Source organism: Pseudoxanthomonas sp. Root630 (assembly GCF_001427585.1).
GTDB lineage: Bacteria > Pseudomonadota > Gammaproteobacteria > Xanthomonadales > Xanthomonadaceae > Pseudoxanthomonas_A.
The window spans coordinates 1-22,125 of sequence record NZ_LMGY01000006.1 but is presented as its reverse complement, the minus strand read 5'-3'; the positions used below and the strand labels follow the sequence as shown (position 1 = coordinate 22,125).

31 protein-coding genes and 1 pseudogene are annotated in these 22,125 nt (G+C 65.4%); 2 read left to right on the top strand and 30 right to left on the bottom strand.

Annotation, left to right across the window (positions count from 1 at the left end; translation table 11 throughout):
• Positions 1-34 precede the first annotated feature (34 nt).
• Complete coding sequence (locus tag ASD72_RS04960) at positions 35-1,633, top strand: amidase (RefSeq protein WP_056878837.1); 1,599 nt, start codon at positions 35-37, stop codon at positions 1,631-1,633.
• 98 nt (positions 1,634-1,731) lie between these two features.
• Positions 1,732-5,253: an EAL domain-containing protein gene (locus tag ASD72_RS04955; protein ID WP_162250345.1), complete on the top strand. Its 3,522-nt coding sequence runs from the start codon at positions 1,732-1,734 to the stop codon at positions 5,251-5,253.
• Between the two features lie 9 nt (positions 5,254-5,262).
• Here ASD72_RS04955 and ASD72_RS04950 read toward each other — a convergent pair whose 3' ends face one another.
• The 30 genes and pseudogenes from ASD72_RS04950 to ASD72_RS20445 form a co-directional block, all read right to left on the bottom strand.
• Positions 5,263-6,657, bottom strand: coding sequence for a 3-deoxy-7-phosphoheptulonate synthase class II (locus ASD72_RS04950; protein ID WP_056878835.1), 1,395 nt, complete (start codon positions 6,655-6,657; stop codon positions 5,263-5,265).
• A 52-nt stretch (positions 6,658-6,709) separates the two neighbouring features.
• Positions 6,710-7,225, bottom strand: coding sequence for a disulfide bond formation protein B (locus ASD72_RS04945; protein ID WP_056878834.1), 516 nt, complete (start codon positions 7,223-7,225; stop codon positions 6,710-6,712).
• Positions 7,226-7,373: 148 nt separating this feature from the next.
• Positions 7,374-7,748: a 50S ribosomal protein L17 gene (gene rplQ / locus ASD72_RS04940; RefSeq protein WP_056878833.1), complete on the bottom strand. Its 375-nt coding sequence runs from the start codon at positions 7,746-7,748 to the stop codon at positions 7,374-7,376.
• Positions 7,749-7,932: 184 nt separating this feature from the next.
• Entirely contained in the window at positions 7,933-8,931 is a 999-nt protein-coding gene (gene rpoA, locus ASD72_RS04935; protein ID WP_056878832.1) for a DNA-directed RNA polymerase subunit alpha, read from the bottom strand.
• A gap of 50 nt (positions 8,932-8,981) precedes the next feature.
• Positions 8,982-9,611, bottom strand: a complete 630-nt coding sequence (rpsD, locus tag ASD72_RS04930; protein ID WP_056878831.1) for a 30S ribosomal protein S4 — start codon at positions 9,609-9,611, stop codon at positions 8,982-8,984.
• Positions 9,612-9,625: 14 nt separating this feature from the next.
• Complete coding sequence (rpsK, locus tag ASD72_RS04925; RefSeq protein ID WP_055941307.1) at positions 9,626-10,018, bottom strand: 30S ribosomal protein S11; 393 nt, start codon at positions 10,016-10,018, stop codon at positions 9,626-9,628.
• 12 nt (positions 10,019-10,030) lie between these two features.
• Positions 10,031-10,387 carry a 30S ribosomal protein S13 gene (rpsM, locus tag ASD72_RS04920; protein WP_056878872.1) on the bottom strand — a complete coding sequence of 119 codons (357 nt, stop codon included), beginning with the start codon at positions 10,385-10,387 and terminating at the stop codon, positions 10,031-10,033.
• A 345-nt stretch (positions 10,388-10,732) separates the two neighbouring features.
• Positions 10,733-12,094: a preprotein translocase subunit SecY gene (secY, locus tag ASD72_RS04915; protein WP_056878830.1), complete on the bottom strand. Its 1,362-nt coding sequence runs from the start codon at positions 12,092-12,094 to the stop codon at positions 10,733-10,735.
• 7 nt (positions 12,095-12,101) lie between these two features.
• On the bottom strand, positions 12,102-12,545 hold the full coding sequence (rplO, locus tag ASD72_RS04910) for a 50S ribosomal protein L15 (protein WP_081420152.1): 444 nt from the start codon (positions 12,543-12,545) through the stop codon (positions 12,102-12,104).
• Positions 12,545-12,736 (bottom strand): 50S ribosomal protein L30, encoded by a 192-nt coding sequence (rpmD, locus tag ASD72_RS04905; protein ID WP_055941302.1) that lies wholly within the window; start codon positions 12,734-12,736, stop codon positions 12,545-12,547. The genes rplO and rpmD overlap by 1 nt, the downstream gene beginning before the upstream one ends.
• On the bottom strand, positions 12,729-13,271 hold the full coding sequence (rpsE, locus tag ASD72_RS04900; protein WP_055941300.1) for a 30S ribosomal protein S5: 543 nt from the start codon (positions 13,269-13,271) through the stop codon (positions 12,729-12,731). The genes rpmD and rpsE overlap by 8 nt, the downstream gene beginning before the upstream one ends.
• A gap of 156 nt (positions 13,272-13,427) precedes the next feature.
• On the bottom strand, positions 13,428-13,784 hold the full coding sequence (gene rplR / locus ASD72_RS04895) for a 50S ribosomal protein L18 (protein ID WP_056878828.1): 357 nt from the start codon (positions 13,782-13,784) through the stop codon (positions 13,428-13,430).
• Positions 13,785-13,813: 29 nt separating this feature from the next.
• Complete coding sequence (gene rplF, locus ASD72_RS04890; RefSeq protein ID WP_056878827.1) at positions 13,814-14,341, bottom strand: 50S ribosomal protein L6; 528 nt, start codon at positions 14,339-14,341, stop codon at positions 13,814-13,816.
• A 16-nt stretch (positions 14,342-14,357) separates the two neighbouring features.
• Positions 14,358-14,756 (bottom strand): 30S ribosomal protein S8, encoded by a 399-nt coding sequence (gene rpsH / locus ASD72_RS04885; RefSeq protein WP_056878826.1) that lies wholly within the window; start codon positions 14,754-14,756, stop codon positions 14,358-14,360.
• A gap of 206 nt (positions 14,757-14,962) precedes the next feature.
• Positions 14,963-15,268 (bottom strand): 30S ribosomal protein S14, encoded by a 306-nt coding sequence (gene rpsN / locus ASD72_RS04880; RefSeq protein ID WP_056878825.1) that lies wholly within the window; start codon positions 15,266-15,268, stop codon positions 14,963-14,965.
• 20 nt (positions 15,269-15,288) lie between these two features.
• The gene (rplE, locus tag ASD72_RS04875; protein WP_055941290.1) at positions 15,289-15,831 is read right to left on the bottom strand and encodes a 50S ribosomal protein L5; all 543 of its coding nucleotides are present in this window, start codon (positions 15,829-15,831) and stop codon (positions 15,289-15,291) included.
• 11 nt (positions 15,832-15,842) lie between these two features.
• Entirely contained in the window at positions 15,843-16,160 is a 318-nt protein-coding gene (rplX, locus tag ASD72_RS04870; RefSeq protein ID WP_056878824.1) for a 50S ribosomal protein L24, read from the bottom strand.
• Between the two features lie 15 nt (positions 16,161-16,175).
• Positions 16,176-16,544 (bottom strand): 50S ribosomal protein L14, encoded by a 369-nt coding sequence (gene rplN / locus ASD72_RS04865; protein WP_013535986.1) that lies wholly within the window; start codon positions 16,542-16,544, stop codon positions 16,176-16,178.
• 15 nt (positions 16,545-16,559) lie between these two features.
• Positions 16,560-16,826, bottom strand: a complete 267-nt coding sequence (gene rpsQ / locus ASD72_RS04860; protein ID WP_056878823.1) for a 30S ribosomal protein S17 — start codon at positions 16,824-16,826, stop codon at positions 16,560-16,562.
• A 12-nt stretch (positions 16,827-16,838) separates the two neighbouring features.
• Complete coding sequence (gene rpmC / locus ASD72_RS04855; RefSeq protein ID WP_055941284.1) at positions 16,839-17,024, bottom strand: 50S ribosomal protein L29; 186 nt, start codon at positions 17,022-17,024, stop codon at positions 16,839-16,841.
• Positions 17,024-17,437, bottom strand: a complete 414-nt coding sequence (rplP, locus tag ASD72_RS04850; RefSeq protein ID WP_056878822.1) for a 50S ribosomal protein L16 — start codon at positions 17,435-17,437, stop codon at positions 17,024-17,026. The genes rpmC and rplP overlap by 1 nt, the downstream gene beginning before the upstream one ends.
• Positions 17,438-17,443: 6 nt before the next feature.
• Positions 17,444-18,163, bottom strand: coding sequence for a 30S ribosomal protein S3 (gene rpsC, locus ASD72_RS04845; RefSeq protein WP_056878821.1), 720 nt, complete (start codon positions 18,161-18,163; stop codon positions 17,444-17,446).
• A 2-nt stretch (positions 18,164-18,165) separates the two neighbouring features.
• A complete protein-coding gene (rplV, locus tag ASD72_RS04840; protein ID WP_056878871.1) occupies positions 18,166-18,501 on the bottom strand; it encodes a 50S ribosomal protein L22 in 336 nt (111 codons plus the stop codon).
• A gap of 12 nt (positions 18,502-18,513) precedes the next feature.
• On the bottom strand, positions 18,514-18,789 hold the full coding sequence (gene rpsS / locus ASD72_RS04835; RefSeq protein WP_056878820.1) for a 30S ribosomal protein S19: 276 nt from the start codon (positions 18,787-18,789) through the stop codon (positions 18,514-18,516).
• 6 nt (positions 18,790-18,795) lie between these two features.
• On the bottom strand, positions 18,796-19,623 hold the full coding sequence (rplB, locus tag ASD72_RS04830) for a 50S ribosomal protein L2 (protein ID WP_056878819.1): 828 nt from the start codon (positions 19,621-19,623) through the stop codon (positions 18,796-18,798).
• An 11-nt stretch (positions 19,624-19,634) separates the two neighbouring features.
• Positions 19,635-19,934, bottom strand: coding sequence for a 50S ribosomal protein L23 (gene rplW, locus ASD72_RS04825; protein ID WP_055941273.1), 300 nt, complete (start codon positions 19,932-19,934; stop codon positions 19,635-19,637).
• On the bottom strand, positions 19,931-20,536 hold the full coding sequence (gene rplD / locus ASD72_RS04820; protein ID WP_056878818.1) for a 50S ribosomal protein L4: 606 nt from the start codon (positions 20,534-20,536) through the stop codon (positions 19,931-19,933). Before rplD ends, rplW begins: the two co-directional genes overlap by 4 nt.
• An 11-nt stretch (positions 20,537-20,547) precedes the next feature.
• The gene (gene rplC / locus ASD72_RS04815; protein ID WP_056878817.1) at positions 20,548-21,201 is read right to left on the bottom strand and encodes a 50S ribosomal protein L3; all 654 of its coding nucleotides are present in this window, start codon (positions 21,199-21,201) and stop codon (positions 20,548-20,550) included.
• A 10-nt stretch (positions 21,202-21,211) separates the two neighbouring features.
• Positions 21,212-21,523, bottom strand: coding sequence for a 30S ribosomal protein S10 (gene rpsJ, locus ASD72_RS04810; RefSeq protein ID WP_027070119.1), 312 nt, complete (start codon positions 21,521-21,523; stop codon positions 21,212-21,214).
• Positions 21,524-22,026: 503 nt separating this feature from the next.
• Positions 22,027-22,125 (bottom strand): annotated as a pseudogene (locus tag ASD72_RS20445) (elongation factor Tu); the annotation flags it as partial.

Below are 22,125 nucleotides of genomic sequence, written 5' to 3'. Positions count from 1 at the left end.
GCGTAGCCTGCGGCAACTTCGCGAAGGTGTCCGCATGCGTCGATCCCTGCTGCCGTTCGGCCTGATGCTCGCCCTGGCGGCCTGCCAGCCGGCGCCGCCGCAGGCGGCCGCTCCGCCGGCCCCCACCGACTTCATCTACGCCGAACTCGACATCGCCGACCTGCAGTCGCGCATGCAGTCGGGCGAGTTGGACAGCCGCCGGCTGACCCAGGCTTACCTGGACCGCATCGCGGCCGTCGACAAGGCCGGCCCGCAACTCAACGCCGTCATCGAACTGAATCCGGATGCGCTCAAGGAAGCGGCACTGCGCGATGTGGAGCGGCGCGCCAACGCCGTCCGCGGCCCGTTGCACGGCATTCCGGTGCTGTTGAAGGACAACATCGATGCTGTTCCGATGGCGACCTCCGCCGGCTCGTTGGCGCTGAAGGATTTCCGCCCGGGCCAGGACGCCTTCCTGGTGCGCCGCCTGCGCGAAGCCGGCGCGGTGATCCTGGGCAAGGCCAACCTGAGCGAGTGGGCGAACTTCCGTTCGATGCATTCGACCTCCGGCTGGAGCGGCCGCGGCGGCCAGACGCGCAACCCGTATGCGCTGGACCGCAACCCGTGCGGCTCGAGCTCCGGCAGCGCCGTAGGCGTGTCCGCCAACCTGGCGGCGATCAGCGTCGGCACCGAAACCGACGGCAGCATCCTGTGTCCGGCCGCAGTCAATGGCGTGGTCGGCCTGAAGCCCACCGTGGGCCTGGTCAGCCGGCAAGGCATCCTGCCGATCTCCCACAGCCAGGACACGGCAGGGCCGATCGCCCGCAGCGTGTCGGATGCGGCCCTGCTGCTCGGCGTGCTGGCAGGCCGGGACCCGGCCGACGCCGCGACGACCAACGCCGCCTGGAACACCACGCTGGACTACGGTGCCCGCCTGAAACCCGGCGCACTCCAGGGCGCACGCATCGGCGTGCTGCGCAGCAAGGCCGAGATCCACCCCGACGCGGCCGCCGCGCTGGAGGAAGCGTTGCGCGTGCTGCGCGAAGCGGGCGCCACCGTGGTCGATGCGGAGATCCCGACCGACGGGCAATGGAACGCGGACGAACTGAACCTGATGCTCTACGAGTTCAAGCACGGCCTGGAACGCTACCTGGCCGAGCGCAAGGCGCCGCTGACGACGCTGACGCAGCTGATCGGCTACAACGAGCAGTACCGGCTGTCGGAAATGCCCTATTTCGGCCAGGACCTGTTCGAGCGGGCCAACGACAAAGGGGCCCTGGGTGAAGCCGAGTACATCACCGCACGCACCCGGGCGCGCCGGCTGGCCGGCCCCGGAGGCATCGACGCGGCACTCAAGGCCCAGCAACTGGACGCACTGATCGCGCCCACCACGGGCCCGGCGTGGCTGACCGACCACAAGGCCGGCGACCACTTCCCGGGAGCCGGCTACGGGGCGGCGGCGGTCGCGGGGTATCCCAGCCTCACGGTCCCGATGGGCCACAGCGACGGCCTGCCGCTCGGCCTCACGTTCATGGGACCGGCCTGGAGCGAGGCACGCCTGATCGCGCTGGGATACGACTATGAACAACGTACGAGGGCACGCAGGCCGCCCGAATACTGGCCCACCCTGCCCGCTCGCGCCGAAGGGCGTTGACCGGCCTCCCAAAGTGAGTCGTCTGGCGCAAGGGAATGCTTGCAGGCGCCACGGGTTCGTGGCGTCATAGCCGTAACCAGCAGGCGGGGAAGACACGCGTGGAGTCTGGCGCGGACCGGGGGGCGGAGCGGCGGGCGTTCGGTGGATCTGGATCCACGGCGCGCCGTAGAGAGCGCAACCTCAATTCGCTGGCGTGGGGCGTGCTGGTCGTCGCCTGCCTGCTTTCACTGTGGACCGGCCTGATCACCTGGCGCCAGGCGCGCGATCATGGCCGTGCGCAATTCGATGCGCGCGCGGACGCCGTGGCCACTGCGGTTACCACCCGCATGAATGCCTACGAAGACACCGTGCGCGCCGCCGCCGCGGTGCTGGAGGGTCGCCAGGACATCGACCAGGACAGCTTCTACGCCTTCGTAGAGAAGCTGCAGGTCCCCACGCGCCAGTCCGGCGTGCATGGGCTCGGGTTCGCGCGCTATGTCCGCGCGGCCGAACGCGAGGCCTACGTCGCTGCACGGCGCACCCGCTATGGCGACGCGTTCGCGATCCATCCGGCCGGCGACCGCAGCGAGTACGTGGTGATCGACCTGCTGTACCCGGATGCGCCAGGCATGCGCCCGTTGCTGGGCAAGGACGTGATGGCGGAAACCGTGCGGCGCGGCGCGATCGAATCCGCACGCGACACGGGCGAACTCGCGGCCGCGCCGCTGGTGGCGCTCGGCGACGCCTCCCGCGGCAGTACCGGCCTGCCCGGCTTCCTCCTGTATGCGCCCGTGTATGCCGACTCCGTGGCTGCACGCGAAAGCATGGAGGCGCGGCGCGCGCTGCTGCGCGGCTTCGCGACGGCTGGCTTCGGTTGGCAGCAAGTGATGGACGACGCCATCGGCCGCACCGATGGAGGCGAGTTCGACCTGCTGTTGCTCGCCCGCGACCATGGTGGCGAACCGGTCTACCAGACCCGCGCGCTGCGCGATCGCCATGGCGAAGGCTGGAAGCCTGCCTTCACGTCGCAGCGCGACCTGCGCCTGCTGGGCAGCCAATGGCAACTGGTGCTGCATTCCCCGCCGATCCGCGAGGCCCTGCCCGGACAGCTGCCGATCCTGCTGCTTTCGCTGTGCGGCATCGTCCTTGGCGTACTGCTGTTCCTGCTGCTGCGCAGCCTGGCGCGCACGGAACGTCGCAGCCGCGCCCTGCTGGATGCCGTTGCCGACCACCTGCCCGCCCTGATCGCCTACGTCGATGCCGAGGGGCGGTATGGGTTCGCGAACCGTGCCAGCCGCACGTGGTCGGGCGCCCGCGAAGGCTGGAGCGACCGCCACGTGGACGACGTGCATGCGGACGATCCGGAATTCCTCGCCTCGCTCAAGCGCGCGATGCGCGACTGCACGGCCGAGCACTGGGTTGCCTGGGATGCGGAGATCGGAAAGCCCGCGCGCCCGGTGCACCTCTACCTGGTGCCCGACGTGGAGCGCAACCAGCGCATCGCGGGTTGGTACCTGATGGGGAACGACGTCAGCGAACAGCGCCAGGCCCATCGCGAACTGGCGATGGCGCGCGATCACCTCAAGCGCGTCACCGAGCGCCTGCCCGCGCTGATCGCGCAATTCGACGCGAAGCACAGGCTCGTGTTCAACAACCGGGCTTGCGCCGAGCAAATCCGTTGGCATGCGCCGCTGCGCGTCGGCGCGCACATGCGCGACCTGTTCGGCGAAGAAGCCTACACGCGCCGCCTGCCGCACATCGAAGCCGCGCTCGCCGGGCGTGATGGCGATTTCGAAAGCAGCTTCAGCATGGTGGACGGCGTGCGCCGACTGCACAGTTTCTATACGCCGGACGTCGACGAAGAAGGCGCGGTGTGCGGCTTCTTCGTGATGGCGATCGACATCACCGAGAAAGCCCGCCTGGAGAACGCGCTGCACAACGCGAACGAACTGGCGGAAGTGACGCTGACCTCGATCAGCGAGGCCGTGATCACCGTGGACGTGGAAAGCCGCGTCACCTACTTGAATCCCACCGCCGAAGCGCTGAGCGGTTGGGGGCTGGAACAGGCGTTGGGCCAGCCGCTGGACCGCATCGTCCCGCTCGTGCGCGTGGAAGCGCCCGACGACGCGGAGGCGACCGCGCATCCGCTCGCGCAAGCGGGAGACCTGCAGCTCGTGCGCCATGACGGATCGCGGATCCTGGTCGAGCGCTCGCTGTCGTCCATCCACGATCGCGATGAGCGCCTGGTCGGCAGCGTCATGGTGTTGCGCGACATCACTGAGCCGCGCGCACTGAGCTCGCGCATGACCTACCTGGCGCATCACGACGCGTTGACCGGCTTGCCGAACCGCCTGCAGCTCAACGAACGACTGGGCCAGGCGATCACCCACGCCACCAACCATGGCAATGGCATCGCGGTGCTGTTCCTGGACCTGGACCTGTTCAAGCACGTCAACGACGCGCTCGGCCACCATACCGGCGACGAGCTCCTGCAACAGGTGGCGCGACGCATCCAGCGCAACATCGGCAACCTCGGCACGATCTATCGCACGGGCGGCGACGAGTTCGTGGTGCTGTTGCCGAACGTGGTGATGCGGGAGAGCGTATTGCAGGTGGCCGATCGCCTGCTGTCGCTCAGCGGCACGCCCTACCCGGTCGCCTCGCACGAACTCCACCAGGCCTTCAGCATCGGCATCAGCCTGTTTCCGGAAGACGGCTACGACGCCGCCACGCTGATGATGCGCGCGGATGCGGCGATGTACCTGGCCAAGCGCAATGGCCGCAACGCCACGCGTTTCTACACACGCGAACTCGCCACCAGCGTCGACGCACGCATCGAGCTGGAGAACAGCTTGCGCCGGAGCCTGCGCAATGGCGATCTGTTCCTGCATTACCAGCCCCAGATCGACTGCCTCACCGGCCGCATCGTCGGCGTCGAAGGCCTCGCACGCTGGCAACGGGGCGACCGTCTGGTCATGCCGGGCGAGTTCCTGCCGATCGCGGAGGAAACCAACCTCATCGTCGACATCGACCAGTGGGCGATCCGGGCGGCCTGCCGGCAGAACCGCATCTGGCAACAGGCCGGACTGCCGCCGATCCGCGTGTCGGTCAACATCGCCGCCGCCAACTTCGACACGGACGACCTCGTGGACACCGTCACCGGCGCCCTGGAAGACAGCGGATTGCCAGCCGAGTTCCTCGAACTGGAAGTCACCGAAACCACCCTGATGCGCGACGTACAGCGCACCGACCGCACGCTGCGCGCGCTGAAGGCACTGGGCGTCCGCATCGCGATCGACGACTTCGGCACAGGCTTCTCCAGCCTGAGCTACCTCGGCAACTACGGTTTCAACGTGTTGAAGATCGACCAGTCCTTCGTCCGCGACGTGTCGGAGCCGAACCAGGCCGCGATCACCCGCGCCATCATCGGCCTGGCGGCCCAGCTGCAGTGCCGCACCATCGCCGAAGGCGTGGAAACACCGGCGCAGGCCGCATGGCTGGCCGCGAACGGATGCGACGAACTACAGGGCAATTACTTCAGCACGCCGGTGCCGGCGGCCGAATTCGCACGCATGTACGCGCGCGCGAAGACCTGGACCATACCGCCCGTGCCTCACGCCGTGCAGACGCACGGCGCGTAGCGGGACGGCTCAGCGCGCCGCGGGTGCGGCCACCTGGTTCTGCTTGCGCACGATGGACATCGCGATTTCCAGCGACTGCTCGTAGTTGAGGCGCGGGTCGACCGTCGAGCGGTAAGCGCGCTCCAGATCCGCATCGGTCAGTTCGCGCGCACCCCCGGTGCACTCGGTGACATCCTCGCCCGTCAGTTCCAGGTGGACGCCGCCGAGTCGCGTGCCCGCTGCGGCATGCAGGTCGAAGGACTGCTCGACTTCGCTGCGCACGTTGTCGAACCGCCGCGTCTTGAAGCCATTACTCGTGCTTTCCGTATTGCCGTGCATCGGATCGCAGACCCAGAGCACGCGACGGCCGTCGCGCCGGACCGCATCCAGCAGCGGCGGCAACTTGTCCGCGATCTGCGCCGCACCCATCCGGTGGATGAAGGTCAGGCGGCCCGCTTCGTCTTCCGGGTTCAACACATCGATCAGGCGCAGCAGTTGGTCCGGCGTGACCGACGGCCCCACCTTGATCGCGATCGGATTGCGCACGCCGCGCAGGTACTCCACGTGCGCGCCATCCACCGCCGCCGTCCGCATGCCGATCCACGGGTAGTGCGTGCTGAGGTTGAACCAGCCCCACTGCCGCGGGACTTCGCGCGTCAGGGCTTCTTCGTACGGCAGCAGCAACGCCTCGTGCGACGTGTAGAAATCAATCCGATTGAGGTTGTGCACCTCGGAGCCCGACAGGGTCTCCATGAACTTCACCGCATCACCGATCGAGGTCACCATCTGCTGGTACTCGTCAGCCAGCGGCGAACAGCCCACCCAGCTGAGATTCCAGTACTCGGGGTGGTGCAGGTCGGCGAAACCGCCATCGATCAGCGCACGGACGAAGTTCATCGTCATCGCCGAGCGGGCGTGCGCCTTGATCATGCGACGGGGATCGGGCACGCGCGCCTCGGCCGTGAACGCCGGCGCATTGACCACGTCGCCGCGGTAGCTCGGCAGCGCCACGCCGTCCCGCGTTTCCATGTCGGCCGAACGCGGCTTCGCGTACTGCCCCGCGAAGCGCCCGACGCGCACCACCGGCAGGCGCAGGCCATGCACCAGCACCAGGCTCATCTGCAGCAGTACCTTGAGCCGGTTGGAGATGAGGCCGGACTCGCAATCGGAGAAGTTCTCCGCGCAATCGCCGCCCTGCAACAGGAAGCGCTTGCCTTCCTGCGCTTCGGCCAGTTGCTTCTTCAGCGAGAAGATCTCCCACGAGGTCACCAGCGGGGGCAACTGGCGCAGTTCGCCCAGCGCGGCCTCCAGCGCCCCGGCATCCGGATAGGTCGGCATCTGCATCGCCGGACGCGCGCGCCAACTGTCGGGCGCCCAGTTCGGCGGCAGGCTGACGGCGCGCAGGGGGCGGTCGGTGGGGTTCATGGCGGGACTCCTTGCGGCCCACCATCCTGACAGACTGGTGCGCCGCGTCAAATCAGCGGAAGGTCGAGGTCTTGCGGGCGCGGAAACCGATCCTCAGGGCCCAGATCGCGAGCAGCACGAACCACACCAGACTCCACATCGGCATGGTCAGACCGAGGAAACTCCAATCGACGGTGCTGCAGTCGCCCTTCGCGGACAGCACCTTCTGCACGACGCCCAGCCACGTGTTCGTCTCGATCATGTAGTCCCAGCCCGGGCCGCAACTCGGAATCAGAGGCGGGAACACCTGCACCCAGACATGCCGCCCCGCGATGCCGATACCCGTGGCCGCGGCGAGGAAGGCGAGCACGCCATAGACCCGCTGGCCACCGGAGCGACGCGGTCCGTGCAGCGCGCCGAGCAGGAACATCACGCCCGTCGCCGCAAAGGCCAGCCGCTGGAAAATGCAGAACGGACAGGGTTCCAAGTGCTGCACGAACTGCACATACAGCGCATACCCGAGCAGGCCCGCGCACGTCGCGAAACCCAGGAAGCACTGCGCACGAAAACTCCAGCGGAGAGGATTCATCGTCACCGGTCGGATGGGGGTTGCCGCATTATCCACATGCGGGCGTATCCGCGTCACCTGCGACGGCACGCCGCAGTGGCGGATGAGGCCCCTCGAAAGCAAAAACCCCGGCAGGGCCGGGGTCTTCGCGTGACACTGGATGCGGACCTTACTCGGTCGCCGCTTCCGGACGGTCGACCAGCTCGACGTACGCCATCGGAGCGTTGTCGCCGGCGCGGAAACCGCACTTCAGGATGCGCAGGTAGCCACCCGGACGCGACTGGTAGCGCGGGCCGAGGGTGGTGAACAGGGTGCCGACGGCTTCCTTGTCGCGCAGGCGGGCGAACGCCAGGCGGCGGTTGGCGACGCCGTCGATCTTGCCGAGGGTGATCAGCGGTTCCGCGACGCGGCGCAGTTCCTTGGCCTTCGGCAGGGTGGTCTTGATCAGGCCGTGCTTGATGAGCGAGGCGGCCATGTTGCGGAACATCGCTTCGCGATGGGCGCTGGTGCGGCTGAACTTGCGGCCGGCTTTCTGGTGGCGCATGGGTTGGATTCCTAAAGAAGAATGGGTCGTTGGACTTCGCTGTCGCCATCCAGGCGTTGGAACAGTGGACTGCGGTTGGTCCGGACCGGCCATCCTTGACCGGGACGTCGCGGGCCTTCAGGTCCGTCGACGGAGGTGTTGCAAGGAAGCTCCCGCGCGAGCGCGGGAGCTTCCGGGTACTTCATCAGCCGAGCATGCCGTGCTGGGCGACACCGGCCGGCGGCCAGTTCTCCAGCTTCATGCCCAGGGACAGGCCGCGCTGCGCCAGGACTTCCTTGATCTCGGTCAGCGACTTCTTGCCGAGGTTCGGGGTCTTGAGCAGTTCGACTTCCGTCTTCTGGATCAGGTCGCCGATGTAGTAGATGCTCTCGGCCTTCAGGCAGTTGGCCGAACGCACCGTCAGCTCCAGATCGTCGATCGGGCGCAGCAGCACCGGATCCACGCCGCTGGCAGCCTGCTTCGGCGCGCCGCGGTCGCGGTGCGTGAAGTCACCGAACACCGACAGCTGGTCGCTGAGGATGTCGGCGGCGGTGCGCACGGCTTCCTCGGCGTCGATCGTGCCGTTGGTCTCGATGTCCAGGACCAGCTTGTCCAGGTCGGTGCGCTGCTCGACGCGCGCGGCTTCCACCGCGTACGCGACGCGACGGACCGGCGAGAACGAGGCGTCCAGCACCAGACGGCCGATCGCACGGGTTTCTTCGTCCGGACGGCGACGGGCGGCGGCCGGCTGGTAGCCGAAACCGCGCTCGATCTTCAGGCGCATGTTCAGCGCCGTGTCCTTGGTCAGGTTGCAGATGACCAGTTCCGGATTCAGGATCTCGACGTTGTGGTCGGTCTTGATGTCGCCGGCGGTCACCACGCCCGGGCCCTGCTTGGCCAGGCTCAGGGTGGACGAATCGCCGGAGTGGATGCGGATGGCCACATCCTTCAGGTTCAACAGCACTTCCAGCACGTCTTCCTGCATGCCTTCGATGGTGCTGTATTCGTGCAGCACGCCATCGATCTCGACTTCGGTGATCGCGAAGCCGGGGATCGACGACAGCAGCACGCGGCGCAACGCATTGCCGAGCGTATGGCCGTAACCCCGCTCCAGCGGTTCGATGACCACCTTCGCACGGTTGCCGGTCAGGCGCTCGATCTGCGGGCCGCGGGGGCGCAGCACTTGCTGAGTAATACCCGTCATGTTGCTTTGTCTCCTGCGGTCCCCCGGTCGCCCGGGGGTGCGTGAATGAATTACTTCGAGTACAACTCGACGATCAGCGCTTCGTTGATGTCGGCAGGCAGGTCCGAACGCGCCGGAACCGCCTTGAACACGCCGCTGAACTTCTTCGCATCGACTTCGACCCACGACGGGTTCAGGTCGAGCTGCTCGGCGACCGTCAGCGACTCCTGGACGCGGAGCTGCTTCTGGGCCTTCTCCGACAGCGCGATCGCGTCACCGGCCTTGATCTGGTACGAAGGCAGGTTGACCGGCTTGCCGTTGACCAGCACGCCACGGTGCGAGACCAGCTGGCGGGCGGCCGGACGGGTCACGGCGAAGCCCATGCGGTAGATGACGTTGTCCAGGCGGGTTTCCAGCAGCTGCAGCAGGTTCTCGCCGGTGTTGCCCTTCTTGGTCGAGGCCTTCTTGTAGTAGTTGCGGAACTGGCGCTCCAGCAGGCCGTAGATACGCTTGACCTTCTGCTTTTCACGCAGCTGGGTGGCGTAGTCGGACAGCTTGCCCTTGCGGGCGGTGGCGCCGTGCTGGCCGGGCTTCTGCTCCAGCTTGCACTTGGAGTCCAGCGCACGGGCCGGGCTCTTGAGCGACAGGTCGGCGCCTTCACGGCGCGCGAGCTTACAGGTAGGACCGATATAACGAGCCATTTCTTATCGCCCCCTTAGACGCGACGCTTTTTCGGCGGACGGCACCCGTTGTGCGGGATCGGCGTCACGTCGATGATGTTGGTGATCTTGTAGCCCACGTTGTTCAACGAACGCACGGCCGACTCACGACCCGGACCCGGGCCTTTGATACGGACTTCCAGCGACTTCACGCCGTAGTCCAGTGCGGCACGGCCGGCCTTTTCGGCGGCGACCTGGGCCGCGAACGGCGTGGACTTGCGGGAACCGCGGAAACCGGCACCGCCCGAGGTCGCCCAGGAAAGCGCATTGCCCTGGCGGTCGGTGATGGTGACGATGGTGTTGTTGAAAGAAGCGTGGACGTGGGCGACGCCATCGGTGATGACGCGCTTGATCTTCTTCTTGACTTTGGCAGCAGCTGGCTTGGCCATGATGGTCGCCCCTTACTTCTTGATGGCTTTGCGCGGACCCTTGCGGGTGCGGGCGTTGGTACGGGTGCGCTGACCACGCAGCGGCAGGCCGCGACGGTGACGCAGGCCGCGGTAGCAGCCCAGGTCCATCAGGCGCTTGATGGCGATGCCGACTTCACGGCGCAGGTCGCCTTCGACCACGTACTTGCCGACTTCGGCGCGCAGGCGCTCGACTTCCGGCTCCGACAGATCGCGGATCTTGGTGGTCGAGACGACGCCAGCGGCTTCGCAGACCTTCTTGGAACGGGTACGGCCAATGCCGTAGATGCTTTGCAAACCGACCCAGACATGCTTCTGGGCAGGCAGGTTGACACCTGCAATACGCGCCATGACGCGGTTCTCCAACTGTGAGTATTGGCCCGTGTACGGTCATCCCGGGCGGGATTCGCGCAGACAGGCGGAGTGAACTGGAAAGTGTAGCAAGATCCGGGGTTCCTTGGAAGTCCGCGCCAGCAAGGCTGGCGTTGGACCCGGCATGGGGAGTGTGCCCATGCTCCGGCGTCGGAACCGGCCTGGTGCGAGGAGAAGGTTGCCCTTCTCCCTGCCCCGCCCGCGCTACTCTGGCGCAGGGACTGGCTGGTTCTCACCCCCGCGCCGGATCGCCGCGGAAGCCGCCCATCTAAGTCAGCCGGCCACGAGGGACCGGACTGGTGCGGGAAGACCCGCGATTATACCTCAGCCACGGGGGGCAAGACCGCCCCGCGAGCCACCCTTCAGATTGGCCTTCTTCAGCAGGCTCTCGTACTGGTGCGACATCAGGTGCGCCTGGATCTGCGCGATGAAGTCCATCACCACCACCACCACGATCAGCAGCGAAGTGCCGCCGAAGTAGAACGAGGTCCCCAGCTGCGTGCGCATCACTTCCGGCAACAGGCAGACCGCCACCAGATACAGCGAACCGATCGCGGTCAGGCGGGTCAGCACGCCGTCCACGTAGTCGGCCGTGGCCTTGCCCGGACGGATACCCGGGATGAGCGCGCCGGACTTCTTCAGGTTCTCCGCGGTTTCCTGGGAGTTGAACACCAGGGCCGTGTAGAAGAACGCGAAGCCGATGATCATCGCAGCGAACACGATCATGTGCAGCGGCTCGCCCGGGGCCAGCGCATTGGAGATGCGCTGCAGCCACGTGGCCGCGCCACTGCCCTGGCCGGACCACATCGCCAGCGTGGCCGGGAAAGCCAGGATGCTGGAGGCGAAGATCGGCGGGATCACGCCAGCCATGTTGAGCTTGAGCGGCAGGAACGACGTCTGGTTCATGTACGCGTTGCGGCCACCCTGGCGGCGCGCGTAGTTCACCGTGATGCGCCTCTGTCCACGTTCGACGAACACGACCAGGAACGTGAAGCCCAGCACCACCAGCGCGATGACCAGCAGCGAGATGAAGCTCAGCGTGCCATCGCGGAAGGCGCCGACGGTCTGGATGACCGCACCCGGCAGGCCCGCCACGATACCGGCGAAGATGATCAGCGAGACGCCGTTGCCGATGCCGCGCTCGGTCACCTGTTCGCCCAGCCACATCAGGAAGATGGTGCCTGCGGTCAATGCGACGACGGCGGTCAGCACGAAGCCCATGCCCGGCGCGTACACCACCGGCATACCACCCGGCGCAACCTGGTTCTGCAGCGCGGTGGCGATGCTGCCGCCCTGCACGACCGCCAGCAGCACGGCGCCGATGCGCGAGTACTGGGTGATCTTGCGGCGACCGGATTCGCCTTCCTTCTGCAGCGCCTTCAGGCTCGGGAAGATGTGCACGCCAAGCTGCATCACGATCGATGCCGAAATGTAGGGCATGACGTTCAGCGCGAAGATGCTGAAACGGTGCAGGGCGCCGCCGGAGAACATGTTGAACATGTCCACGATGCCGCCGCCCTGCGCCTGCATCATCGCAAGCATGGCATCGGGATTGACGCCCGGGACCGGGATGAAACAGCCGATCCGGTAGACGATCAGCGCGCCCAGCACGAACAGCAGGCGCTGGCGGAGTTCGGTGAACTTGCCTGCGCCTGCCAGCGCACTGGCGGCATTACCCTGCGCCATGCGTCCGTTACTCCTGCACGCTGCCGCCGGCAGCCTCGATGGCGGCCTTGGCACCGGCCGTGGCGGCCACGCCCTTCAGCACGAACTTCTTGGTCAGTTCGCCCTTCTTGACGATCTTGGCGCGCTTGGCGGTGCTGGGCACCAGCTTGGCGGCGCGCAGCGCGGCGAAGTCGATCTCACCGGCTTCCAGCTTCTCGAGCTGGTACGACAGCACTTCGGCGCAATCCAGCTTCAGCTTGGAGCGGAAGCCGACCTTGGGCAGACGCTTGATCAGCGGCATCTGGCCGCCTTCGAACTTCGCCTTGATCTTGCCCTTGCCGGAGCGCGCGAACGAACCCTTGTGGCCACGACCAGCGGTCTTGCCCAGGCCGGAACCGATACCACGACCGACGCGGGTGCGTTCGGTGCGGGCGCCATCGGCGGGCTTCAGTGTGTTGAGACGCATGTTGATTACTCCTCGACCTTGACGAGGTAGTGAACCTTGGCGATCAGGCCGCGCACCTGCGGGCTGTCCTTCAGTTCACGCACATCGTTGAGCTTGTTCAGGCCCAGCGCCTTCACCGACAGGCGGTGACGCGACTGGGAACCACGCAGGCCGCGCACCAGGCGCACCTTGACGGTCTTGTTGGACTCGTTAGCCATTGAGGAGTTCCTCCACCTTCTTGCCGCGCTTGGCCGCGATGCGGGTGGGCGACTGCATGTCGCTCAGGCCCTTCAGCGTGGCGCGAACCAGGTTGATCGGGTTACGCGAACCGACGGCCTTGGCCAGCACGTTCTTCACGCCCACCGCTTCCAGCACGGCGCGCATGGCGCCGCCGGCGATGACGCCCGTACCTTCCGAGGCGGGCTGCATGAACACGCGCGCCGCGCCATGGCCGGCCTTGACCGGGTGCCACAGGGTGCCGTTGTTCAGATCGACGTTCAGCATGCCCTTGCGGGCATATTCCATCGATTTCTGGATGGCGACCGGCACTTCGCGCGCCTTGCCGTAGCCGAAACCGATCTTGCCGTTGCCGTCGCCCACCACCGTCAGTGCGGTGAAGGTGAACTGGCGACCGCCCTTGACCGTCTTGCTGACGCGGTTGACCGCGACCAGCTTCTCGATCATGCCGTCGTCTACTTTCTCTTCGCGGTTGCGGTCGCGATCGCGACCCCGCGGCTGACGTTCTTCTGCCATTGCTTGAATTCCTTGGTTGATGAGGTATGTACGGCTTGGCCGCTTATGGTTGTGATGTGGAGCGGTGGCGCGACGGCCGCTACAGAAGAGCGACCACGCCCGGCGCAACCCGTGCCGGCGGGACAAGGCATGGGGTCGCCCCCATGCCCTTCAAGCTTAGAACTGCAGGCCGCCTTCGCGCGCTGCGTCCGCCAGGGCCTTGATGCGGCCGTGGTAGCGGTAGCCCGAACGATCGAATGCGACCTTCTCGATGCCTTCGGCCTTGGCGCGCTCGGCGATGAACTTGCCCACGCGGGCAGCGGCATCGCTGTTCTTGCCGTTCTTCAGGCCATCCTTGACGTCCGCTTGCAGCGTGTTGGCCGACGCGATGACCTTGGCGCCATCGGCGGTGAACAGCTGGGCGTAGATGTGCTGCCCGGTGCGCAGCACCGACAGGCGCGGCACGCCGAGTTCGCGGATGTGCGCGCGGGTGGACTTGGCGCGACGCAGGCGGGCGGTGTTCTTGATGCTCATGATCTGGTTCCTCGAAGCCGAAAGCCCGGTTAGGCCTTCTTCGCTTCCTTGCGGATGATGGTTTCGTCGGAGTACTTCACACCCTTGCCCTTGTAGGGCTCCGGCGGACGGAAACCGCGGATCTTGGCGGCGACTTCACCAACGCGCTGCTTGTCGGCGCCCTGCACCAGGATTTCGGTCTGGGTCGGGGTGACGATGGTGATGCCTTCCGGCGTCTTGAACAGGATCGGGTGCGAGAACCCGAGCGACAGGTTGAGGTCCTTGCCCTGCATCGCGGCGCGATAGCCGACGCCCACCAGCTCGAGCTTGCGCTCGAAGCCGTCAGACACGCCCTTGACCATGTTGGCCAGGATCGCGCGGATGGTGCCGGTGAGAGCGTCGTCGGCCGGGGTGACCGGCGACAGGTTGGCCACGCCATTGTCGATGTTGAGATCGACGCCGGCCGGCTTGGCGATGGTCAGGGTGCCCTTCGGGCCCTTGACGTTGAGGGTCTCGCCCTGGACGGTCAGTTCGACGCCCTTCGGGAGATTGATCGGCTTCTTGGCTACGCGGGACATGTCTGGGCTCCTTCGCTTAGGCCACGAAGCACAGGACTTCGCCACCGACGCCGGCCGCACGGGCCTGCGCATCGGTCATGATGCCCTTCGAGGTGGAAATGATGGCGACGCCCAGGCCACCCAGGACCTTCGGCAGTTCAGCCTTGCCACGGTACTGGCGCAGGCCCGAACGGGACACGCGGCTCAGCTTCTCGATGACCGGCTTGCCTTCGAAATACTTCAGGACGATCTCGAGCTCGGCCTTGTTGTTCTCGGTCTTCGTCACGCGGACGTCGCCGATATAGCCTTCCGCCTTCAGGACGTTGGCGATCGAGGTCTTGATCTTGGAGGACGGCATTTTCACCGTCTGCTTGCCAACAGCGGCGGCATTGCGAATGCGCACCAGCATGTCGGCGATGGGATCAGTCATGCTCATTAGAGTCTGCCTTATGAGTAGCACCGATATCCGCTTTCGCGAAAATCTAGGTTGTGCCTGGACACCCCCAGGTAGGGTGGCGGGTCGACCGCCCTCCCCCGGCCGGAGCCATGGGAGCCGAACATTGTACAGCAACAAGTCCGGCATGTGCCGGACTTGTCTTCAACCTCCGTGCGACTCCCCAAGGGCGTCGCCAGGAGCTGTTGTTACCAGCTGGCCTTGCGCAGGCCCGGCACGTCGCCGTTCATCGTCGCTTTGCGCAGCATGTTGCGGCCGAGGCCGAACTTGCGGTACACGCCACGCGAACGACCGGACAGCTCGCAGCGGTTGCGCTGGCGGCTCGGCGACGAGTCGCGCGGCAGCTTCTGCAGCTTGGTCACCGCGTCGATCTTGTCTTCGTACGACGCGTCCTGGCTGGAGATGATCTTCTTCAGCGCGTCACGCTTGGCGGCGTACTGCTTGGCCAGCTTTTCCCGCTTGATGTCGCGGTTGACCATCGAGGTCTTTGCCATGATGTCTTTTTCCTAGCGAATCAGTTGCGGAACGGGAACTTGAACGCTTCGAGCAGCGCCTTGGCTTCGGCGTCGTTCTTGGCGGTGGTCGTGATGGCGATATCCATGCCGCGGATCGCATCGACGGCGTCGAAATCGATTTCCGGGAAGATGATCTGTTCCTTCACGCCCATGTTGTAGTTGCCGCGACCGTCGAACGAACGGCCGGACACGCCACGGAAGTCGCGGACGCGCGGCAGCGAGATGCTGATCAGGCGGTCCAGGAATTCGTACATCTTGGCGCGACGCAGGGTGACCTTGCAGCCGATCGGCCAGCCATCGCGGATCTTGAACGAAGCCACCGACACGCGGGACTTGGTCGTGATCGGCTTCTGGCCGGTGATCTTGGCCAGGTCGGCCACGGCGTTTTCCAGGATCTTCTTGTTGGTCGCCGCTTCACCCACACCCATGTTGATGGTGATCTTGGTGATCTTCGGCACTTCCATCGGATTGGTGTAGCCGAACTTCTTCATCAGAGCCGGCGCCACTTCTTCCTTGTAGATTTTTTCGAGACGGGTGGTCATGTCCTCATTCCTCAGGCGTCGAGCGCCTCACCGCTGGAGCGGAACACACGCAGTTTGCGTCCATCCTCCAGCACCTTGAAACCGATACGCTCGCCCTTGCCCGTCGCCGGGTTGAACAGCGCGACATTGGAGATGTGGATCGAGCGTTCGCTCTCCACCACGCCACCCGCGACACCGGCCTGCGGGTTCGGCTTGGTGTGGCGCTTGACGACATTGACGTTGGAGACGACCACGCGGTCGCCATCAACGCGCACCACGTCGCCCTTCTTGCCCTTGTCCTTGCCGGTGATGACGACGACCTGGTCGCCCTTCTTGATACGGTTAGCCATTTCTATGTCCTCCGCTCAGAGCACTTCAGGCGCGAGCGAAACGATCTTCATGAACTTCTCGGAACGCAGCTCGCGGGTCACGGGCCCGAAGATGCGGGTACCGATCGGCTCCTGCTTGTTGTTGAGCAGCACGGCGGCGTTGCCATCGAAGCGGATCAGCGAACCGTCGGGGCGGCGAACGCCCTTGCGGGTGCGCACGACCACGGCGTCGTAGACTTCGCCCTTCTTGACCTTGCCGCGCGGAATGGCGTCCTTGACGGTCACCTTGATGATGTCGCCGATGCCGGCGTAACGGCGCTTGGAGCCGCCCAGCACCTTGATGCACATCAGTTCCTTGGCGCCGGAGTTGTCGGCCGCGTCAAGGTAGCTCTGCATCTGGATCATGATTCAGATCTCCTCTTATTCAGCCGCACGGGTGATGATTTCCACCACGCGCCAGTTCTTGGTCTTGGACATCGGGGCGATCTCGGTCACGCGCACCACGTCGCCTTCCTTGCAGCTGTTGTCCGCGTCGTGCGCGTGCAGCTTGGTGGAACGCTTGATGTACTTGCCGTACAGGGCGTGCTTGACCTGACGCTCCACCAGGACGGTGACCGTCTTGTCCATCTTGTTGCTGACGACGCGGCCTTCGATGGTGCGTTGCGCTTTGTCTTTGTTATCGCTCATCTTGGTCGCTCCTTACTTCTGGCTGCCCAGCAGGGTCTTGACGCGAGCGATCTCGCGGCGGACCCGGCGGGTTTCATGCGTCTTCGGCAGCTGGCCGGTCACCTTCTGCATGCGCAGGGAGAATTGCTCCTTGCGCAGCTCGGTCAGGTGGGCCTTCAGCTCGTCAGCCGATTTCTCGCGGAGTTGCTTGAGTTCCATTAGCGCACCGTCCGGGTCACGAAAGTGGTGGTGACCGACAGCTTGGCCGCGGCCAGGCGGAACGCCTCGCGCGCGATGTCCTCACTGACGCCTTCGATTTCATAGATCATGCGGCCCGGCTGGATCTGGGCGACCCAGTATTCGACGTTGCCCTTACCCGAACCCATTCGGACTTCGATGGGCTTCTTGGTGATCGGCTTGTCGGGGAACACACGGATCCACATCTTGCCGCCACGCTTGACGTAGCGGCTGATCGAACGGCGGGCCGCTTCGATCTGGCGCGCGGTCAGCTGACCGTGCGCCGTGGCCTTCAGGCCGTACTCGCCGAAACTGACGAGGTTACCGTTCCAGCTCAGGCCTTCGTTCCGGCCCTTGTGCATCTTGCGGTATTTGGTTCGCTTGGGTTGCAACATGATTGATTACCTCGCGTCGCGGTCACGAGCCGGGCGCGACGGACGTTCGCTGCGCTCGGGGCGCGCGTCGTCCTGCTTCTCCTGACCCACCTGGCTGAAATCGAAGATTTCGCCCTTGTAGACCCACACCTTGATGCCGATGATGCCGTAGGTGGTCTTCGCCTCGGCAAAACCGTAATCGATGTCGGCACGCAGCGTGTGCAGCGGCACGCGGCCTTCGCGGTACCACTCCGAACGGGCGATTTCCGCACCGTTGAGGCGGCCAGCCACGTTGACCTTGATGCCCAGGGCACCGAGGCGCATCGCATTGCCCACGGCGCGCTTCATCGCGCGACGGAACATGATGCGGCGCTCCAGCTGCTGCGCGATCGACTCGGCCACCAGCTGCGCGTCCAGCTCGGGCTTGCGCACTTCGGTGACGTTGATGTGCGCCGGGACGCCCATCAGGTCGCTCACTTCCTTGCGCAGCTTCTCGATGTCCTCACCGCGCTTGCCGATCACCACGCCCGGACGGGCGGTGTGGATGGTCACGCGCGCGGTCTTCGCCGGACGCTCGATCAGGATCTTGGAGATACCGGCCTGGGCGAGCTTCTTGCGAAGCATCTCGCGCACCTTCAGGTCCGCGGCCAGGTAATCGGCGTAGTCACGCTTGTTGGCGAACCACTTGGAATTCCAGTCCTTGGCGATGCCCAGGCGGATACCGGTCGGATGAACTTTGTGACCCATACTTATTTGCCCTCGCCCACGACCACAGTGATGTGGCTAGTGCGCTTAAGAATGCGGGTGCCGCGGCCCTTGGCACGGGCCATGAAACGCTTCAGCACCGGACCTTCATCGACCATGATGGTCTTGACCTTCAGCTCGTCGACGTCGGCACCCTGGTTGTTCTCGGCGTTGGCGATGGCGGACTCCACGACCTTCTTGATCAGGTGTGCCGCCTTCTTGTCCGAGAACTTCAGCAGGTTGACGGCGCGTTCGGCCGGCAAGCCACGCACCTGGTCAGCGACCAGGCGGGCTTTCTGCGGGGAGATGCGCGCGGTGCGCAGGATGGCTTTCGCTTCCATGGTCATCTCTCCTTACTTCTTGCCGCCGGCTTTCTTGTCGCCACCGTGACCCTTGAAGGTACGGGTGACGGCAAACTCGCCGAGCTTGTGGCCGACCATGTTCTCGTTGACCAGCACCGGAACGTGGTTCTTGCCATTGTGGATGGCGATCGTGAAGCCCACCATTTCCGGCAGGATCATCGAACGGCGCGACCAGGTCTTGATCGGCCTCTTGCTGCCGCCCGCGGCCTCCACCTTCTTGACGAGGTGGTGATCGACGAACGGGCCCTTCTTGAGTGAACGTGCCATGGTCGATTAGCCCCTACGATCGCGGACGATGAATTGCTGCGTGCGCTTGTTCTTGCGCGTCTTGTAACCCTTGGTCGGCACACCCCAGGGGGTGACCGGATGCGGGTTGCCCTGGCCGGCCTTCGCCTCGCCACCACCGTGCGGGTGATCGACGGGGTTCATGGCCGCACCGCGGACGGTCGGCTTGACGCCGCGCCAGCGCTTGGCACCGGCCTTGCCGAGCTTCTCCAGGCTGTGCTCGTCGTTGCCGACTTCACCGACCGTGGCGCGGCACTCGACCTGCACCTTGCGCATTTCGCCGGAGCGAAGACGCAGCGTGGCGAAACCCTGCTCGCGGGCGACCAGCTGCACGGCGGCGCCGGCGGCACGGGCGATCTGCGCGCCCTTGCCGGGCTTCAGCTCGATGCCGTGGATCGTCGTACCGACCGGGATGTTGCGCAGCGGCAGCGTGTTGCCGGCCTTGATCGGGGCATCGCTACCGGCGATGACCTGGTCACCGGCCTTCAGGCCCTTGGGGGCGATGATGTAGCGACGCTCGCCATCGACGTAGCACAGCAGCGCGATGTGCGCGGTGCGGTTGGGATCGTATTCGATCCGCTCCACGCGCGCCGGGATGCCTTCCTTGTCGCGCTTGAAGTCGATGAGGCGGTAATGCTGCTTGTGGCCACCGCCGATATGACGGGTGGTGATGCGACCGTGGTGGTTGCGACCGCCGGACTTGCTCTGCTTTTCCAGCAGCGCAGCATGCGGGGCACCCTTGTGCAGGTCGGGCGTCACCACGCGGACCGCCGAACGGCGGCCGGGAGAGGTGGGTTTGAATTTCATCAATGGCATGTGGGTCTACCTCAGGCCTTGGCCGACACGTCGATGGCCTGACCATCGGCCAGACGCACGTACGCCTTGCGCCAGTCGCCGCGACGGCCGGCGCGGTTACGGAAGGACTTGTTCTTGCCCTTCACGTTCACCACGTTGACCGTCTCGACCTTGACGTCGAACAGCTGCTCGACCGCGGCCTTGACATCGGCCTTGGTGGCATCGTTCGAGACTTCGAAGACGTATTGGTTGGAGAGTTCCTGCAGGCGCACGGTCTTTTCGGAGACGCGCGGAGCACGCAGCACGGCAAAAATCTTTTCGTTGCTGATCATGCCAGCCACTCCTCGATCTTCTTGACGGCGTCGGCCGTGATCAGCACGGAGTCGGCACCGACCAGCGCCGCCGGATCCAGGCCCTGCACGTCGCGCACTTCCACATAGGGAAGGTTGCGGGCGGACAGGTACAGGTGCTCGGAAGCATCCTCGGTGACGATCAGCGGGCGACGACCCAGGTCCAGGCCCTTCAGCTTCTCGATCAGGGCGCTGGTCTTGGTGGCGTCCACGTCGAACGCTTCCACGACCTTCAAGCGGTTCTGGCGATTCAGCTCCGACAGGATCGAGCTGATGGCCGCGCGGTACATCTTGCGGTTGACTTTCTGCGCGAAGCTGCGCGGCTTCGCCGCGAAGGTCACGCCGCCGCCAACGAAGATCGGCGCGGTCAGCGCACCGTGACGGGCGCCGCCGCCCTTCTGCTTCTTGGACTTCTTGGTGGTGCCGTTGACTTCGGCGCGCGTCTTCTGCGCCTTGGTGCCGGCACGACCGGCGTTGCGGTAGGCAACGACGACCTGGTGGACCAGATCCTCGCTGAATTCACGGCCGAACACGTCGTCGGAGACCGACAGCTTGTTGGCGCTACCTGTAATGGCTAGTTCCATGGTCGTTCTCCTCAACCCTTGCTCGCCGGACGCACGATCACGTCGCCACCCGGTGCACCCGGCACGGCGCCGCGGACGGCGATGAGGCCGCGCTCGGCGTCCACGCGGACGACTTCCAGGTTCTGCGTGCTCTGCTGCACGGCACCCATGTGGCCGGACATCTTCTTGCCCGGAAACACGCGACCCGGCGTCTGGCGCTGACCGAGCGAACCCGGCGAACGGTGCGACAGCGAGTTACCGTGGGTGGCGTCACCCATGGTGAAGTTCCAGCGCTTGATGGTGCCCTGGAAGCCCTTGCCCTTGGTCACACCCTGGACGTCGACCTTCTGGCCAACTTCAAAGATGTCGGCCTTGATCTCGCCGCCAATGGCGAAGTCGCCCAGCTTGTCGGCTTCGACGCGCAGCTCCCACAGGCCACGACCGGCTTCGACCTTGGCCTTGGCCAGGTGACCGGCGACCGGCTTGGTGATCAGCGAGGCGCGACGCGCACCCACGGCAACCTGCACGGCGCTGTAGCCGTCGGCTTCCGGGGTCTTGATCTGGGTGATGCGATTCGGGGTGGCTTCGATCAGCGTCACCGGCACGGACTTGCCGTCCTCGGTGAACACTCGGGTCATGCCAGCCTTGCGGCCGACGAGACCCAACGAATATTTCTTCGCGGTCATGGTCGTGGCCTCAGGTCAGCTTGATCTGAACGTCGACGCCGGCAGCCAGTTCGAGCTTCATCAGCGCGTCCACGGTCTTGTCGTTGGGGTCGACGATGTCGAGCACGCGCTTGTGCGTGCGGGTCTCGTACTGGTCACGCGCGTCCTTGTCGACGTGCGGGGAAACCAGGATGGTGTAGCGCTCGATCTTGGTCGGCAGCGGGATCGGGCCGCGCACTTGCGCGCCGGTCCGCTTGGCCGTCTCGACGATCTCGCTGGCCGAGCGGTCGATCAGACGATGATCGTACGCTTTGAGCCGGATTCGGATCTTTTGGTCCGCCATTGCGGTAGTTCCTTCGTTAAAGAGCGACGGGCGCGGCCTCTGGGATGCCTTGCCCCGGTTAGTCCAAGCTGATCCAGTCCCCACCACCCGCGAATACTCCACGGCTGGAAAGCGCCTGAATCGGCTGGGGATTCTTCCTGAAAAACAAGGCAGGCCGGTAAACCGGCCCGCCCAGACATGAAAGTATAGGACGCGTGACACACCCCGTCAACCACCGGGGCGCCCTGCCAGGCGCAAGGCCTGCAGGATGGCACGCGACACTCCGTGTCTGGCGAACACGAGGCGCTTCCTGCACCTCTTTTCGCGGTAGGCCGGCCTCCTCCCAGGGGGCGCCGGCGGATAATGCGATCCTGAATAGCGGGTGGCTATTCAGGGGCCGGCATTGTAGCCGGGTAACTCTGCTGCCGCAAGCATTTCACCCGAGAGCAGCGGATGACGTCGTGGAAACAGCTTCCTGATCCCCGACGACATGCCGCACCCACCGGGTGCGGCACGCGGACCTATTACTTGATGATCTTGGCCACGACGCCGGCGCCGACGGTACGGCCACCTTCGCGGATCGCGAAACGCAGGCCTTCGTCCATCGCCACCGGGTTGATCAG